General features: G+C 72.4%; 8 protein-coding genes. 3 read left to right on the top strand and 5 right to left on the bottom strand.

Annotated elements, in window-relative coordinates:
- Positions 1-356 precede the first annotated feature (356 nt).
- Entirely contained in the window at positions 357-1,820 is a 1,464-nt protein-coding gene (locus WME82_RS21505; protein WP_438044317.1) for an alkaline phosphatase D family protein, read from the top strand.
- Positions 1,821-1,922: 102 nt separating this feature from the next.
- Here the strand turns inward: WME82_RS21505 and WME82_RS21500 are convergent, their stop codons facing one another.
- The 5 genes from WME82_RS21500 to mxcG all read right to left on the bottom strand — a co-directional run bounded on the left by WME82_RS21500 (position 1,923) and on the right by mxcG (position 11,707).
- The gene (locus WME82_RS21500) at positions 1,923-3,305 is read right to left on the bottom strand and encodes an OmpA family protein (protein ID WP_438044316.1); all 1,383 of its coding nucleotides are present in this window, start codon (positions 3,303-3,305) and stop codon (positions 1,923-1,925) included.
- A gap of 237 nt (positions 3,306-3,542) precedes the next feature.
- Positions 3,543-4,460 carry a trypsin-like serine protease gene (locus WME82_RS21495; protein ID WP_438044315.1) on the bottom strand — a complete coding sequence of 306 codons (918 nt, stop codon included), beginning with the start codon at positions 4,458-4,460 and terminating at the stop codon, positions 3,543-3,545.
- Positions 4,461-4,596: 136 nt separating this feature from the next.
- Positions 4,597-5,907 carry an MFS transporter gene (locus WME82_RS21490; protein ID WP_438044314.1) on the bottom strand — a complete coding sequence of 437 codons (1,311 nt, stop codon included), beginning with the start codon at positions 5,905-5,907 and terminating at the stop codon, positions 4,597-4,599.
- 10 nt (positions 5,908-5,917) lie between these two features.
- Entirely contained in the window at positions 5,918-7,240 is a 1,323-nt protein-coding gene (locus WME82_RS21485) for an aminotransferase class III-fold pyridoxal phosphate-dependent enzyme (RefSeq protein WP_438044313.1), read from the bottom strand.
- A 45-nt stretch (positions 7,241-7,285) separates the two neighbouring features.
- A complete protein-coding gene (gene mxcG / locus WME82_RS21480) occupies positions 7,286-11,707 on the bottom strand; it encodes a myxochelin non-ribosomal peptide synthetase MxcG (protein ID WP_438044312.1) in 4,422 nt (1,473 codons plus the stop codon).
- 595 nt (positions 11,708-12,302) lie between these two features.
- Here mxcG and WME82_RS21475 point away from each other — a divergent pair.
- A complete protein-coding gene (locus WME82_RS21475) occupies positions 12,303-12,503 on the top strand; it encodes a hypothetical protein (RefSeq protein ID WP_438044311.1) in 201 nt (66 codons plus the stop codon).
- Positions 12,504-12,747: 244 nt separating this feature from the next.
- Positions 12,748-15,276: a TonB-dependent siderophore myxochelin receptor MxcH gene (gene mxcH, locus WME82_RS21470; RefSeq protein WP_438044310.1), complete on the top strand. Its 2,529-nt coding sequence runs from the start codon at positions 12,748-12,750 to the stop codon at positions 15,274-15,276.
- Positions 15,277-15,319 lie beyond the last annotated feature (43 nt).

The following is a 15,319-nucleotide window of genomic DNA, read 5'->3' as shown; positions in this document are numbered from 1 at the left end:
GGTTCGCGCCGCTCCCTTACCGCGGGGCTCGCCCTCGAGCAGGGCGGCGCAGGCGTCGCCGGAGGCCGGGCCGATGCTGAACCTGGGAGCGACGGTGACGGCGGCGTTCTGAGGCGGCGATGCGATGCCGTGGTCGCCGCCGGCGTCGCGCCCGCCGACGCCGCGCTGCCGCCCCCCACGCCGTGAGCACGAGCGGAGAGCGCCTCTGGCCCGGCGCCTCGCCCCTCTCGCGAGCGCCTCGAGCGAGCCGAAAAACTTGCGTCCGGCCGCCCGCGACGAAACATAGGGGAGAGTGCCCGCCAGGACCACGGCGCCTCTTCCCTCAGCCTGACGAGCTCTCGCCAGAGAGGCGGACCATGGCGTTCAAAAGCGCAGTCATCGGACACACGACGCAGACAACCAGCAGGATCTTGGCCGTCTTCGAGAGGCCCAAGGGGAGGGCGAGACTGGCGTTCGCGGACGACAACGGCGTTCGCACGCTCGACGTGCCGATCAGCAGCGCGCCGCCCTTCGGGCTCGCCACGTTCGAGCTGAGCGGGCTGAGCGGCGAGAGGGTTCGTTATGGCATCGTGGAGCACGACGCAGGAGACCCGCTCCCCACACCCGCGGACAACCTGAGCATCAACGGCTCCGCCTTCCGCACCGTCACGAACGGGCCGATTCGAATCGGCCTCGTGAGCTGCAACGACATCGATAACCACGAGTTTCCCAAGGAGAGGCGCGGGGCGATGTGGCGGGCGCTCAAGGCCCTCGTGGACGAAGGCAAGGTGAACCTTTTGGTTCACGCCGGTGACCAGATCTACGGCGACGGTGATCCCACGGGCTGGTCGGCCTCGGAGGGGCGCACCGCCGCGTACCGCAGGCACTACGTGCACACGTGGTCGCACCCTGACGTGGCGGCGGTCCTCGGGAGCTGTCCGAACGTCATGATGTGGGACGACCACGAGATCTATGATGGGTGGGGGTCGAACAACAACGACGGCTCCCCGCCGGCCGTGGAGCGCTATAGGGCCGCGGAGCAGGCGTTCAAGGAGTTTCAGGCGGCGCTGAGCCCGAGGGACCGCTTGAGCAGCTCGGGGTTCGGCTGGATCGCGAAGCACGGCGACATCGCCCTCCTCGCGGTCGATGGGCGGTCGCAGCGCTCGTGGAAGAACGGGGCGATACTCGGCAAGCAACAGCTCGACGACCTCGAGCTCAGGCTCAACGAGCTCGCGGCGCTCGATCTAAGGCACCTCTTCGTCGTGGTCGGCACGCCCGTCGTCTACCTGCCGCTCGCAGCCGCCGAGGCGCTCACGAACACGTTCAACATGGCCTCCGTCGATGACATCCGGGACGGCTGGGCTGCCTCCAACAACCAGAACGAATGCAGGCGTTTCCTGATGTCTCTCATGAATTTCGCCGGCTTCAGCCCTCGCACCCAGGTGACGCTCATGGGCGGCGACATCCACGTGGGCACGATGGCGCACATCGACACGGTCCTCGGATTCGGGCAGCCGCGCTCGCGACCGCGCCTCTATCAGGTGACCGCGTCCGGCATCGCGCGCCCTGCCCCCAAGGGGATGTCCCGCATCATCCTCTCGCTGCTGACGAACGGCGGCAGTCAGAACCTGTTCAACGGCGACATCAAGGGGTTCCTCCGGGAGATCTCGGGGTCCGAACACAGGTACTGCGTCACGCACCGCAACTTTGCGATCCTCGATCCGAGCGACGGAGCAGACGACTGGGACAAGAACAACAACCTGGTGGTCCGCTTCCACGTGGAGAAGGACAACGGCGCCGTCGGCGTCCTCGAGCAAGTCCTCCCGAGAGTGCACACGTAAGAGCCAAGCGGCCATGCGCCGGCCTTTCGCCGGCGCCGGTACCCTGCTTCCGCAGGCCGGCGCCGGTACCTTGCTCCTGGCGCAGAAGGGTGAGTCGCCGCTTCAGAGGCTCAGGACCATGACGTCGATCCGGCGGTTCTGCGCGCGTCCGCCGGCGGTGTCGTTCGACGCCACCGGTTGCTCGGCGCCCATCCCGGCCACCTCGATGCGATGGGGAGCGATCTGTCGCGCGGTGAGCTCGTTGCGCACCGCCTGGGCTCGCGCCAGCGACAGCGATCTGTTCCCCTCGGCGCCGCCCACGGCGTCGGTGTGCCCTTCGATGCGCACCCGCGCGGAGGGATAGGCGTCGAGGATGACGGCCAGCGCTTCGAGCTTCGGCCGCGAAGCTTCGGTCAACTCCGTGGTCCCGAAGCGGAAGCTCACGCCTTCCATCGAGAAGCGCTTGGGGCCATCCGCGGCTCCGGCGTCGAGGTACCGCGCGATCTCCGCCTCGGAGCCGTGCTCGTCGACGGAGAGGACCTTGCCGCCCGGGAGCGTCATCTCTCCGGCCGTGATCCTGAGCTGCTCGACGATCTCCGGCGCGCTGGGGGGCGCCTCGCCGGGCGCGGCGGCCGTGGGCGCCTCGGCGCGCGGCGCCTCGACCTGCGGCGGCGGCGCGGCGGGCTGAGCGAGATCGTCCCTCGGAGCCGCCGCGATCGGGGCCTCGTGCGTGGGCTCGGCGGCGGTGCGCTCCGGCCTGCGTTCGCGGACGAACGCCCAGAGGCCTCCGAGGACCGCCGCTGCCAGCAAGGTCGGGAGCAGCCATTCTCGCGTCTGACGTTGACGGGCAGGCCCTTCACGCGAGGGAAGCGGGGTTGACGACTCCGTCGTTCGGGACGGGACGGGTGATACCGCATCATGCGGCCGTTCGCGCGCCGCCGCCGCGACGAAAGGAGCGCTCGCCGCCATGGAGGGAGCGAGGAACCCAGCGAGGCCCGCCGGGGCGCGCGGATCGTCCTTGAAGGCTTGCTTGTGATGAGAGAGCAGGTCGGCGAGCCCTCGCGCGGTCAGCCCTCTCGACCTCACCTCGCGGCCGAGCACGCACGCGACGATCGGAGCGATCAGGCCGAGCATCGCGCTCGAGCACCGCTGCTCCACGCCGGAGGAGCGGGAGACGAGATCGATCATCCCGCTCGCGCGGTCGCCGAACAGGCGGGCGATCATCGACTGCCCATGGTGCGAGAGCTCCTCGGTCTGCTCGGCGCGGAGGGGCCCTGCTCTCCCGAGCAGACCTTCGTGGTCCCGCTCGGTGATCATCCTGAACAGCTGCGCTGCGCCGCTCTCCGAAGAGGCGACCTGAGCCATTCCGGCGAGCAGCGTCGGCACCGAGCTCTCCGCGGCGCCGCGCACGTTCGTCGGCGATTCATCGCTCAGGCCCAGCCCCTTCGTTGCGGCCGAGATGAGCTCGGGCGTCAAGAAGCCCCTGGTGGTGTCCAGCAACGACATGGTTCCGATCCCTCCGGGAAGTGGTCATCGGCGCGGGCGAAGCAGCGTCATCGCGCACGCGACCCTGCCCGCATGAGCGTCGATCCCGTGTCTGTCTTCCGTTGACTCCGCGCGATGCGAGCGACGTGCCGGCACGCCCGCGCGTCGCGCGCTGTGCCGCGGCTGCACACGGCCTGCCCCTGCCGCGTCCTGCGCCGCGCGCTCGGCGAGGCGAGCCGGCGCGATGGCGCGCGGCGCTCAGCGTCGTGCGAGCGCGGCCGTGCGGGCCTCGGCCGTCAGCGCGGCGAAGGCGTCCGTGCGCGTATAAACGTGGTTGCCAGCCGCGGTGCACCCCGCGCCGCGCGACGTGATGCCCACCACGTCGCCGCGGTCGGCGTCGATCACCGGACCTCCCGAGTCGCCGGCGCAGGTCGCCCCCTCGATCTCGAACTCGCGCGGACCGAGGACCTTGCCGGTCGCCGGATCGGCGCGGGGCCCGACGGCGGCGATGAGGCGCGGACCACGCGCGGCGCGGACGCCGAGCCGGCTTACCGCTCCGCCGCCGTACCCGACGGCGACCACGCTGTCGCCTGGATCGAGCGCCCCGACCTCGCGCATCCGCAGGGGCGCCACGTCGGTGAGGGGCCGATCGAGCACCAGATAGGCGATGTCCGCGTCGCAGAGGACGCGCTCTTTCCCGTGCAGCGTGGCCACGGCGCGCGCCCGCGCGGCGTCGCGGGAGACATCGATATGGTCCCCGGTGTAAATGGCGATCTCGGAAGGATCGATGTCTCCGCCGACGTGATCGCCGTTGTGCGACCTGCCCGAGCGATCGCAGCGAGGGGCCGCGGTCAGGTTGCGCGAGATGCAGTGACGCGCCGTCAAGACGAGGTTCGGCTCGACGAGCGCGCCGCTGCACAGGCTCACGCGTCGCTCGCCGCCCCGGGGATCGCGATGCGAGACGGCCACGGCGACGACGGAGCGCGCGGCGCCGTCGATGAGGGGCTCAGGCGCGCCCTTCGCGCGGGGCGGAACCTCCGTGATCGGCGCGACCGCCGCGACCGGAGGAGGCGAGGCTTCGGCCGGGATGACGGCGACGACGATGCGTGGGACGAGGGCCGCGACGAGGCAGCCAAGGCATCCCGCGAGGCGCGGGACGAGAGACGGAGACACCATTGATGAGGTCACCGACAAAGAGCATGTGAGGAGCGGCCGTGCAAGCCGACCCTGGAGCTTTTCTCCAGCATCAGAAGGGGAGGTGCCCCCGATGGGTTGTTGTTCCCACCGAGGGGAATCGGAGATGGAAACCAGGTCAGCCAGGTGAGGGGCGCCCGGCTGGAGGCGCGCTCTCTGGACGCCCGCGCTCGTCGACTAGCCCCGGCCCTCCAGCGCGCGCGGCGCCGGCGCTGCTCGACGCGCCGAGGGCGAGGTGTCGCTCGATCAGGAAGATCAAGCATGACGACGCGAGCGTGAAGGCGATCGCCAGCGCGGCCACGGCGCCCATGCCGTCGAGGCGTTGGTCGGGGAGCTCGTGCAGCATCCTGGCCGCGAGGAACGCGGCGAGCGCCGACGAGAGGTGATCCACGGCCGACTGGATGGATCCGAAGCGCGCCCGCTCGGAGGGGAGCGGGACCTTCGAGGCGAGCGTGCTGTGGGAGATGTTGCGGATCGCCGTCCCGGTCATGAAGGCGACGAAGACGACGAGCACGGGCAGCCCCGGCACGTACGAGTGGAACCCGCCATAGAGGACGGCCACGAGCATCGCCGCCCCGACCAGGCTCGTGCGGAGCGCGCCGACGCGATCGATCAGCGCGCCCGCGGTGCGCATCACGACGAAGGTGAGCGCGCCGCCCACGAGGTAGAGCAGGCCGAGCCGCTCGCGCGGATAGCCGAGGTTGTGCTGCACGTAGGCCGAGATGTTCGGGATGACGAGGAACGACGCCATCGTCATGGCCGCCGTCGTCGCGTACGAGAGCAGCACGAGCGGGCGGCCGACGAGCGCGCGGAGCTCGCGCAGGGCGTCCTCCTCGGCGCGCGCCCGCGCCCCGGCGAGGTGGCCGCGCATCGAGGGGAGCAGCAGCAGCGCGAGCGCCGCGACGGTGAGCCCGAGCGCCGCGACGGCGAAGAACGGCGCCTGGAAGCCGCCGCGCCGCGCGAGCTCGAGGCCGGCCGGCACCCCGAGCACCGCGGCCAGGGAGTAGGCGCCCATCACGACGCCCATCGCCTTGCCGCGCCGCTCCGGCGGGATCGCGTCCGCGACGAGGGAGAACGCGATCGAGGTCGCGGGCCCCCCGAAGGCCCCGGCGAGCACGCGCGCCGCGAGGAGGCTCGGCAGGCCGGTGGCGAGGCCGCCAGCGGCCGTGCCGAGGACGAGGCCGAGCATCGCGACGGCGAGCGCGCTGCGCCGGTCGAAGCGGTCCAGGAAGAACGCGCCGGCGACCCCCGAGACCGCCGCCGCCGCGGTGTAGCTGCCGCCGATCAGGCCGATGTCGGACATCGGGATGCCGAGCGCGACCGCGAAGTCCGGCCCGAGCGGCATGACGACCATGAAGTCGAGCAGGTTGACGAACTGGACCGCGGCGATGAGGAACAGGAGGGTCCGTTCGGAGCGAGCGTTCTGCACGACCGTGGGCTCAGCTCTGGGCCTTCGCGCCCACGCCGCGCTCGATCACGCCGCGGCTCGCCAGCTCGAGCAGCGCGTCGTGCGCCGCGTCGATCGTGTGATCGATCTGCGCCTCGGTGTGCGCGCCGCAGAGGAAGTTGACGTCGCGCCGCAGCAGGACGCCGCGCCTCGCCATCGCGCCGACGAACGGCTCCATGCGCTTCGTGTGGACGGCCAGATCCTCGGCCATGAGGAAGAAGGGGATCGCGTCGTACCCCACGACGCGCAGCGGGAAGCCGCCCTGCTCCGCGCGCCGGTTGACGCCCTCGCGGAGCCGCTTCCCGAGCGCGGCGACCTTCGCGATGGTGTCGGTCTCGCGGTACTCGCGCAGCGCCGCCCTGCAGACCTCGAGCGAGAGCATCTCGCCGCCGAACGTCGTCGACACCTGGAGCTCCGAGAGCCGGCTCATCACCTGGCGCGGCCCGGCGATCGCCGACAGCGGCATGCCCGCGGCGATGCCCTTCGAGAAGCAGACGAAATCGGCCTCGATCTGGTAGTACTCCTGCGCGCCGCCGCGCGCGAGCCGGAACCCGGTGACGACCTCGTCGAGGACGAACAGCACGCCCTGGGCGCGGCACACCTCGCGCACCTTGCGCAGGTACTCCGCCGAGACGCACCGCTTGTAGGGCAGCGAGAGCAGCACGAGCGCGAGCTCCGGGCCCTTGCCCGCGATGAGATCGAGCAGCGGCTGCTCGTCGGCCTCGGCCATGAGCGGCATGCGGTGGGTGTACTCGCGCAGCACCGCCGGGACGCCCGGGGTGTCGAACATGAAGTGATCGTGCCAGCCGTTGTAGCCGATGGTGACGACCTTCTCCCTGCCGGTCACGTGGCGGGCGAGCCGGATGGCCGCCGACGTCGCGTCCGCGCCGGTCTTGAAGAAGCGGGCCATCTCGGCGCCCGGGGTCATCGCGACGAGGTCCTGCGTGGCGGTGACCTCGACCTCCGTCGGCAGCGAGTGAAGGATGCCCCTGTCGAGCCGCCGCCGGATGGCGTCGACGACCGCCGGGTGGTTGTGCCCTAGCGTGTTCGCCCCGAGCCCGCAGATGTAGTCGATGTACTGGTTCCCATCGACGTCGCGCACCAGCGCGCCCTCGCCGCCCTCGAGGTACACGGGGAACGAGCCGAGCGCGAACATCTCCGGCCGCTTCATGAGCGACTGCGTGACGCCGGGGATGAGCCGGCGCGCCTCGGCGAGCAGCGCGTTCGAGCGGTCGAGCCGGAGCCCCTCCGCGGCGCCTTGCGGCGCGCCGCCTCCCTGCTTCCTGTCCCGTGGGTCGATCGTCTGTGTGGTCATCGTGGTCGTTCTCTTTGGCTAGAGGTTCTCGTCCGTGAGCCGGTGTCATGAGGGGCGCGGCGCTCGCCGCGCCGCGCTGGAAGGGGGCGGCAGGAGGCCTTCCTCGACGCAGCGATCGAGGTAGCGGTAGAGGAGCGCGCGATCGATCGACGGGCACGTGATGCCGGTGCCGGCCAGGCCGCGCTCCAGGTTGTCGCAGCGCACGCGCCCGATGCCGAAGGTCGCCTCTCCGTCGGCCGGGGCCGACTGCAGATCGAAGAACGCGAGCGTGGCGCTGTCCGCGGCGTCGGCGCCGTCCTTCAGCCGCGCGCGCCACGCCGCGACCGGGCGCCGCTCGACCGGGTAGCCGTAGTCGCGCGCCCAGTCGAAGAGCTCCGTCAGCCGGACCTCGGGCGCAGGGGCGACGTTGACCACGGCGCCCGTGGTCTGCGCGGTAAGCGTGGTAAGCGAGAGCCGCACGATCGCGCGCCCGACGTAGTCGACGGGCGTCCACACCTCCCTCACGTCGAGATCGGGCAGGACGCCGGCGGGGATGCCGGCCCGCAGCAGCCGGAAGACCAGATCCTGCTCGTTGACGACGCCGGTGTCGGGCGCGCCGACGACGCGGCCCAGGCGGTACACGGCGACCGGCAGCCCGCGCTCCGCGGCCTGCTGCACCAGGCGCTCGGCCGCCCACTTGCTCTGCTGGTAACCGTCGCGCAGGCCGGGGTGCGGCGGCACGAACGCCTCCGCGACCTCGGGGCTCGCCGCGATGCCCGGGGCCACGGCGAGCGTCGACACGTGGTGCAGCGGCTTGGGGCGCGCCGCCGCGGCCAGGCGGAGCGCCTCGCGCGTGCCGATCACGTTGGCGGCGCGCAGGCTGCGGTAGTCGCGCACGAGGCTCACCACCGCGGCGTTGTGGTAGATGGCGTCGCACTCCGCGGCGAGCTGGCCGAACCGCGCGGCGCTCAGGCCGAGGCGGGGCTGCGTCAGGTCGGCGGGCACGGCGAGCACCCGCGCGTCGATGCCGTCCACCGGCAGGCGCTGCTTCGAGAGCGCCTGCCGGATCCGCTCCGCTGCGTGCGCCTCGCTCGCGGCGCGCACCAGGCAGACCACGGTCGCGTCCGTCTGCGTCAGGAGCTCGTGGAGCAGGTGCGCGCCGACGAAGCCGCTCGCGCCGGTGAGCACGACCTGCCGCGGGCGACCGCCGCCGCCGGACCACGCGAGCGATCGGGGGACGACGTCCTCGGGGAGCTCGGCGTCGGCCAGCATGGCGCCGGGGGGCTCGCCGCTCGTCTGCGCCGCCGCCGCGCCCTGCGCCTCGTCGAGGGCGCGCGCGAGCGCCGCGACGGTCGGGTGGCGGAAGATCATCGCGACGGGGATCTCCCGCCCGAGATCGACGCTGAGCCGGTTGGCGATCTGGATCGTCTGCAGCGACTGGCCGCCGCGCTCGAAGAAATCGTCGTGCGCCGACAGGCCGCTCACGCCGAGCACCTGCTCCCAGACCTCCAGCAGCTGCCGCTCGAGCGCCGTCGCGGCGGCAGGCGGCTCCGCCGCCGCGGCGATCGGCGCCTCCCGCAGCGCCTTGCGGTCGATCTTGCCGGAGCTCGTCCTCGGCAGCCGATCGGTGAGCACGAAGGCCGAGGGGATGGCGGCCGCGGGGAGCAGCGAGCGCGCGTGCCGGCGGAGCTCGGCCGGCGACGGGGCGGGGTCTCCGGCGACGAGGAACGCGGACAGGCGCTTGCCGCCGCCGGCCGAGGCGTGCCCGATGACGGCCGCCTCCCGCACGGAAGGGTGGCGCAGGAGCGCGGCCTCGATCTCGAGCGGATCGACGCGGTGGCCGCTGATCTTGAGCTCGTCGTCGACGCGCCCGACAAAGACCATCTGCCCGTCGGCCCGCTGGAGGACCAGGTCGCCGGTGCGGTACGCGCGCGGGCGGCCCTCCAGCTGGTCGAGCACGACGAAGCGCGCGGCGTCGAGGTCCGGCCGCCCGAGGTATCCCCTCGCCAGCCCGGGCCCGATGAGGTGGAGCTCGCCCACGGCGCCCTGCGGGACCAGCCGGCCGTGCGCTTGCGTGTCGACGATGGCCGCACGAACCCCGGGCAGCGGCGTACCGATCGGCGCCTCGTCTCTGTCCTCTTGCGCCTCGTCCGGCGCGTCGCCGCCGCTCAGCGTGGCGGCCGAGGCGACGACGGTCGCCTCGGTGGGGCCGTAGGTGTTGAGCAGCCGCGCGCGCCGACCGACGGCGCGGCGGAAGCGCTCGACGCGCTCGGGCAGCGTCGCCTCGCCGCCGATGATGACGGTGCGGACGCGCTCGGGGAGCGACGCCGCGCCGGTCGAGAGGCCGTAGGCGAGCTCGTGCCAGAACGCGGTCGGCAGATCCAGGACGGTGATCCGGTGCCTTTCGCAGGCGTCGAGCAGCCGCGGCACGGATTGCAGCATCTCGTCCGTGCGCAGCACCAGGGCGGCGCCCGCGCACAGGGTCAGGAAGATCTCCTCGACGCTGGCGTCGAAGTGCAGCGGCGCGAACTGCAGCACCCGGTCGTCGCGGCGCAGATCGTAGCGGTGGGTCGCGGCCGCCACGAAGTGGGCCAGCGCGCCGCGCTCGATCATGACGCCGTTCGGGCGGCCCGTGGAGCCGGACGTGTAGATGACGTACGCCAGGTGCTCCTCCGCGCCCTGGACCAGCGCCCGCGCCGGCGCGCCGTGGATCGCCTCGTCCAGGAGCACGAGGCGCGCCGCGCGATCGCTCCCCACCTTCGCGGCGTGCTGCGACGTCGTGACGACGATCGCCGGCCTGGCGTCGTCGAGGATCGCCGTCGTCCTCGGCTGCGGCCCGTCCGGATCGAGGGGGAGGTAGCCTGCGCCAGCGTAGAGCGCGCCGAGGATCGCGGTGATGGCGCCGATGCTGCGCGGCAGGAGCACCGCGACCAGCGTGTCCGGCCCGGCGCCGAGCGCGGCCAGCCGGGCGGCGAGCCGCCGGGCGGCGAGGTCGAGCTCGCCGTAGGTCACGCGCTCGAGGCCGTGGTGGACGGCGGTCGCGTCCGGCTGCTCGCGCGCGCGCAGGGCGATCTGCTCGACGACGGGGCGCGCCGGCGCGGGCAGCGGGCCCCCGTCGAGCAGCGCGCCGGGCTGCCCGGCCGCCTGCGCGCCGGGCGCGCGCGCCGCGGCCCGGGGGAGGTCGATCTCGGCGCGATCGAGGGCCTGCTCGGGGGCGGCGGCGACCGCCTCCAGGAACGCGAGGAAGCGCCGCTGGTGCGCCGAGAGATCGTCGTCGCCGTAGCAGGCCGGGTTGGCGTCGAGGTCGAGCCGCGGCCCGCGCCCGTCCGATCTCGCGTAGACGCCGAACGACAGATCCTCGACCGGGCCGGCGGAGATGTTGTGCGCGACGCCGCGATGCCCCGCGAAGCGCAGGTCGTAATCGAACGGCATGATGTTGACCACCGGGCCGAACAGCCGGCGGCCGCCGCCGATCAGCTTGAGATCCCGGCGGAGCTGCTCGTAGCGATACCGCAGGTGCGGCCGGATGGCCGCGAGCTCGGCCGCGACCTGCCGGGCGACATCGACCAGGCTCGCGCCCTCCGCGACCGGCACCCGGAGCGGGACGATGTTCATGACCATGCCCGGGATGCGCAGCGACACCGAGCCGAGGCGCCCCATCACGGGCAGCCCCAGGACGATCTCGGGCGCGCCGGTGAGCCGGTGCGCGTACGCCGCGGTCGCGGCGACCACGACGTCAGGCCAGGTCGCCTTCGCCTGGCGCGCCACGTCCTTCAGCCGGTCGATGGTGGACGGCGCGAGCGACGCCGTCCGGCGCAGGCAGGCGCGCGACGCGGGCGCCGGCTCGTCGCCGAGGCTCACCGGCTCGGGCCGGTCGGCGAAGCGCTGCGTCCAGAAGGCGCGATCGCGCTCCAGATCGGGGGAGGCGCGGTAGGCCAGATCCTCGTCGACGACCCGGCGCAGCGACCCGAAGGCGCCGCCTTCGCTCGATCGGCCCTCGACGCGCGCGGTGTAGATCTCGGCCACCCGCCGCGCGATCAGCGAGAAGCCGTAGCCGTCCAGCGCGATGTGGTGCGCGCGCTGGTACCAGAAGAGCCGATCGGGCCCCGCCGTGAACAGCGCCTCCGTGAAGAGGGGCCCGCGCGCGAGATCCACCGGCCTCGCGAGATCTTCGCGCATCCACGCCTCGGCCGCGGCGAACGCGTCCGGCGCCGCGCTGACATCGACGCGGTGGACAGGGAAGTCAGGGGACAGGTCGAGGCGCTGGCGCGGCCCATCCGCCTCGCTCGTGAAGCGCACGTGCAGCGCCTCTGCCTCCGAGACGGCCTGGCGTATCGCGGCCTCGAGGGTCGCGAGATCGATGGCCCCGCAGATCTCGACGCACTCGCCCGCGTTGTACACCGGGCTCGCGGGGTCGAGCTGCTGGCCTAGCCAGATACCGTGCTGCGCGGCCGACAGCGGCCAGCGCGCGTCCTGAGGAGCGACCATGACGACAACCCTCCTGGTTCAACCGGCGCTCGACGGGACAGCCGCCAGAGGCACGCTCGCGGCAGGCGATCCGCGGCCCGCGACGACGGCGCAGAGGCGGCCGTGACGCCCGAGCCAGCGCCGTTGGAACGAAAGCGGAGCCCGCCGGCGCAGCGGGGCCCGAGCCCCGAGAGCACGCAGGGCAGGGGCGCCGGACGTCGTCCCGACAGCGGACCCAGCTCGATGACGCCGCGATGGGCGCGGCCACCTAGGCATCGACGAGCGAATGAAAATGAAAACTACTTTCAAGTTCGTTTATGGTGAGGTAGGGTGGGCATTGTCAAGCGAATTCGTTGGGACCCCCGCCGCGGGCTACCGTCCCGTGGTGGGCCTGTCCGCGCCAGCGAGGCACGGCGCCGGCGACCCGAGCGAGCGCGCAGATCGCGCCGGTTTCGGCCGCGATCTCGCGTTGCTCGGACCTGCGGACGTCGCGACGCTTCGCGGACGCTCTCCGACCGCTTTCGCTTGACAACGCTGTCGGTAGCATGGCAGGTTCCGGATTGAAAGTGAAAGTGACTTTCATTATTGAAAGTGGGGTTCCACGATGGACAACCTGATGTCGAAGGCGACTGTTCCGCCCGACAGCCGGTGTGATCACTGCGGCGTTGCTGGACGTGCCGAGCCCAATTCCGTGCGCTGCGGCTGCGGCAGCCTTCTCGCCCGGTATGTGCCCGGCGGCGTCGAGCTGAAGTGCCGGCGGTGCAAGCGCGTCGTCGTCGTCCCGGTCCCGGCGGCGGCGGAGGACGTGAGCGGTTGAATCTCCCAGAGCGCTGACATGACAGCTCGCGGCGGCGACCCCTGGCCAGCGCGGTCTGCGCCATCCGAAGAGGCCTGAAGAGCCGGCGAGCGAGACGCCACGACAACCAGCTTGCGCAGAGCCGGCCAGAGCGCCGCTTCGTCACGCTCCGGTGAGCATGCCCGGTGATCTCATGATTCGATTACAGCCCTTGCGTTGCGCCGCGCTGGCCGGGACTCTGGTCCTCGCCCCCTGCGGTGCCCTGTTGGCCTTCGCAGCGGACGCGCGGGCGAGCGAAGAGGCCCCTGCCGACGAGGGCGACGAGGGAGCGGCACCCGGGGCCGAGACAGCGCCGGCGGCGCGCGCCCCGGGCGATGGCGCCGCGCTCGCGGTGCGCCCGCCCGAGCTCACGGGCGCCGTCGAGGCGGCGTATCCGCAGGCGGCGCGCGAGGCGGGGTTGGAGGGGAGCGTCGTGCTGCGGCTGACGATCGACGCGGAAGGGCGTGTCACCAGCGCAGAGATCGCCGAGCCCGCGGGCCACGGGTTCGACGAGGCCGCGCAGCAAGCGGCGCTGCGCTTCCGCTTCACGCCCGCCCGGCGAGGCGACCGGAGCGTCGCGTCGCGCATCCTCTACCGCCACGACTTCCGGCTGCCTGCGCCGACCCCCGCGGCCGCGCCCGTCGCGGGCGCCGCCGGTGCCGCGCCCGTCACACGACCCGTCGGTGCCGCGCCGGTCGCTGGCGCCGCAGGGCCAGCTCTGCCCGCGATCGAGGTGAGCGTGCGGGGGGCCTCCGAGGCCGAGCGGCTCCGTACCTCCGCGCAGGCGGTCCAGGTGATCGAGACCGTCGAGGCCAAGCGTCAGGCCGCGGATCTCGGCCAGGTGCTGGCGCGCGCCGAGGGCGTGAGCGTGCGCCGCCTCGGCGGGCTCGGCTCCGACGCGCGCTTCTCGCTGAACGGCCTCACCGACGACCGGATCCGCTTCTTCCTCGACGGCGTGCCGCTCGACCTCGCCGGGCACTCCTTCGGGGTCGCCAACGTGCCGGTCAACCTCGTCGAGCGCGCCGAGATCTACCGCGGCGTCGTCCCGCTGCGCTTCGGCACGGACGCGCTCGGCGGCGCGGTGAACCTGGTGACCGATCAAGACACGCGCGGTACGAGCGCGTCGGCGTCCTATCAGGTCGGCTCCTTCGGCACGTACCGGCTGACCCTCGGCGCGCGCCACGCGCACGCGCCGAGCGGCCTCTTCGCCCGCGCGAGCGGGTTCGTCGATCGCGCGCGGAACGACACCCCGATCGACGTCATGGCGTCCGACGAGAGCGGGCGCCTGTCGCCCGCGCGCGCCCGGCGGTTCCACGACGGCTATGTCGCGGCCGGCGGCGCGGCCGAGGTGGGGGTCGTCCGGCGGCCGTGGGCCGACCGCCTGCTCCTCCGCGCCTTCTTCGCCTCGCACGACAAGGAGGTGCAGCACGGCCTGCTCGTCGACATGCTCGACGGCAGGGTCAAGTCGCCGCCCTTCGGAGAGGTCACCTTCGGCAGGCAGACGGGCGGCGCGCTGCTGCGGTATGCGCAGCCGTTCTCCGGGAGGGCGCGGCTCGACGCCCTCGTGGGGTACTCGTACGCGCGCACGACCTTCCTCGACGTGGCCACGTGCACCTACGACTGGTCGGGCGGCTGCGTGGAGCGCCCGTATCGGGGGGAGGTCGGGGACGACGCGAACGACCAGCAAGTCCGCCAGCACACCGCCTTCGCTCGCGTCAACCTGGCCTGGCACCCCGCGACCGAGCACCTCCTGCGCTTCGGGCTCTCGCCGAGCCACGTGACGCGCACCGGGAGGAACCTTGTCGTGGCCGAGCCCGAGAAGGACCCGCTGACCGCGGAGCGGGAGCTGTGGAGCGGCGTGGCAGGCGTCGAGTACGAGGCCAGGCCCCTCGAAGGCCGGCTCGCGAACATCGCCTTCGCCAAGCTCTACCTGCACGGCGTCCGCACCCGGGAGCACCTGCCGAGCGGCCGGATCGGCGACGTCGATCGAGCGACGCACCGGGTGGGGGCAGGGGACAGCCTGCGCTTCCGCTTCACCGACGCCCTCTACGCCAAGGCCTCGTACGAGTACGCCACCCGCCTGCCGACGCCGGAGGAGCTGTTCGGCGACGGAGGGCTCATCGTCTGGAATGTCCACCTGGAGCCGGAGGCGAGCCACAACGTCAACCTGAGCGTGACCCTGGAGCGCGCGGAGACCGGCGCGGGACAGCTCCGGTTCAGCGCCAACGGCTTCGGTCGCTTCACCGAGGATCTCATCACGCTGCGAAGGCACCTGGGCTACTCGGAGTACGGAAACACGCTGTCGGCGCGATCCGTCGGTATCGAGTCGACGGCCGGGTGGACCGCTCCGGGCGACTGGCTGTCGATCGACGGTCACGTCACCTGGCAGGACTTCCGGGACGGCTCGACCGGCGTTCGCATCCAGAACCAGCCGTACCTGTTCGGCGGGGTCGTCGCGCGCGCGCGGTGGCCCGAGATCGCGGCGCGGCGTGATGTCCTGTCCATGACCTGGCACGCCGATTATGTACACGCCTTCTTCGTCGGCCCGGAAGGCCGCGGCGCAGCCGATTCCAAGGCGGAGATCCCGTCGCAGCTCGTGCACACGCTCGCGCTCACGTACCTGGTCGAGCGCGGCGGATGGACGGTGAGCTCGACCGTCGAGGTGCAGAACCTCACCGACGAGAAGGCCTTCAGCTTCTACGGCGTCCAGCGCCCCGGGCGAGCGGCGTACGCCAAGCTCGCCTTGAGCCTGTGAGCCGATGTTCGTGCGACAGCAGTTGAAACCCGACACAAGGAGA

The sequence above is a fragment of the Sorangium sp. So ce128 genome, assembly GCF_051525245.1.
Lineage (GTDB): Bacteria > Myxococcota_A > Polyangia > Polyangiales > Polyangiaceae > Sorangium > Sorangium cellulosum_B.
The sequence above is the reverse complement of the archived record's forward strand: the minus strand, read 5'-3'. Positions and strand labels throughout refer to the sequence as shown.

What these genes read in the sequence shown, in the direction of transcription:
- WME82_RS21505 (WP_438044317.1), top strand. Translation starts at nt 357, where the DNA reads ATGGCGTTCAAAAGCGCAGTCATCGGACACACGACGCAGACAACCAGC.
- mxcG (WP_438044312.1), bottom strand. Translation starts at nt 11,707, where the DNA reads ATGGTCGCTCCTCAGGACGCGCGCTGGCCGCTGTCGGCCGCGCAGCAC.
- WME82_RS21500 (WP_438044316.1), bottom strand. Translation starts at nt 3,305, where the DNA reads ATGTCGTTGCTGGACACCACCAGGGGCTTCTTGACGCCCGAGCTCATC.
- WME82_RS21495 (WP_438044315.1), bottom strand. Translation starts at nt 4,460, where the DNA reads ATGGTGTCTCCGTCTCTCGTCCCGCGCCTCGCGGGATGCCTTGGCTGC.
- WME82_RS21485 (WP_438044313.1), bottom strand. Translation starts at nt 7,240, where the DNA reads ATGACCACACAGACGATCGACCCACGGGACAGGAAGCAGGGAGGCGGC.
- WME82_RS21475 (WP_438044311.1), top strand. Translation starts at nt 12,303, where the DNA reads ATGTCGAAGGCGACTGTTCCGCCCGACAGCCGGTGTGATCACTGCGGC.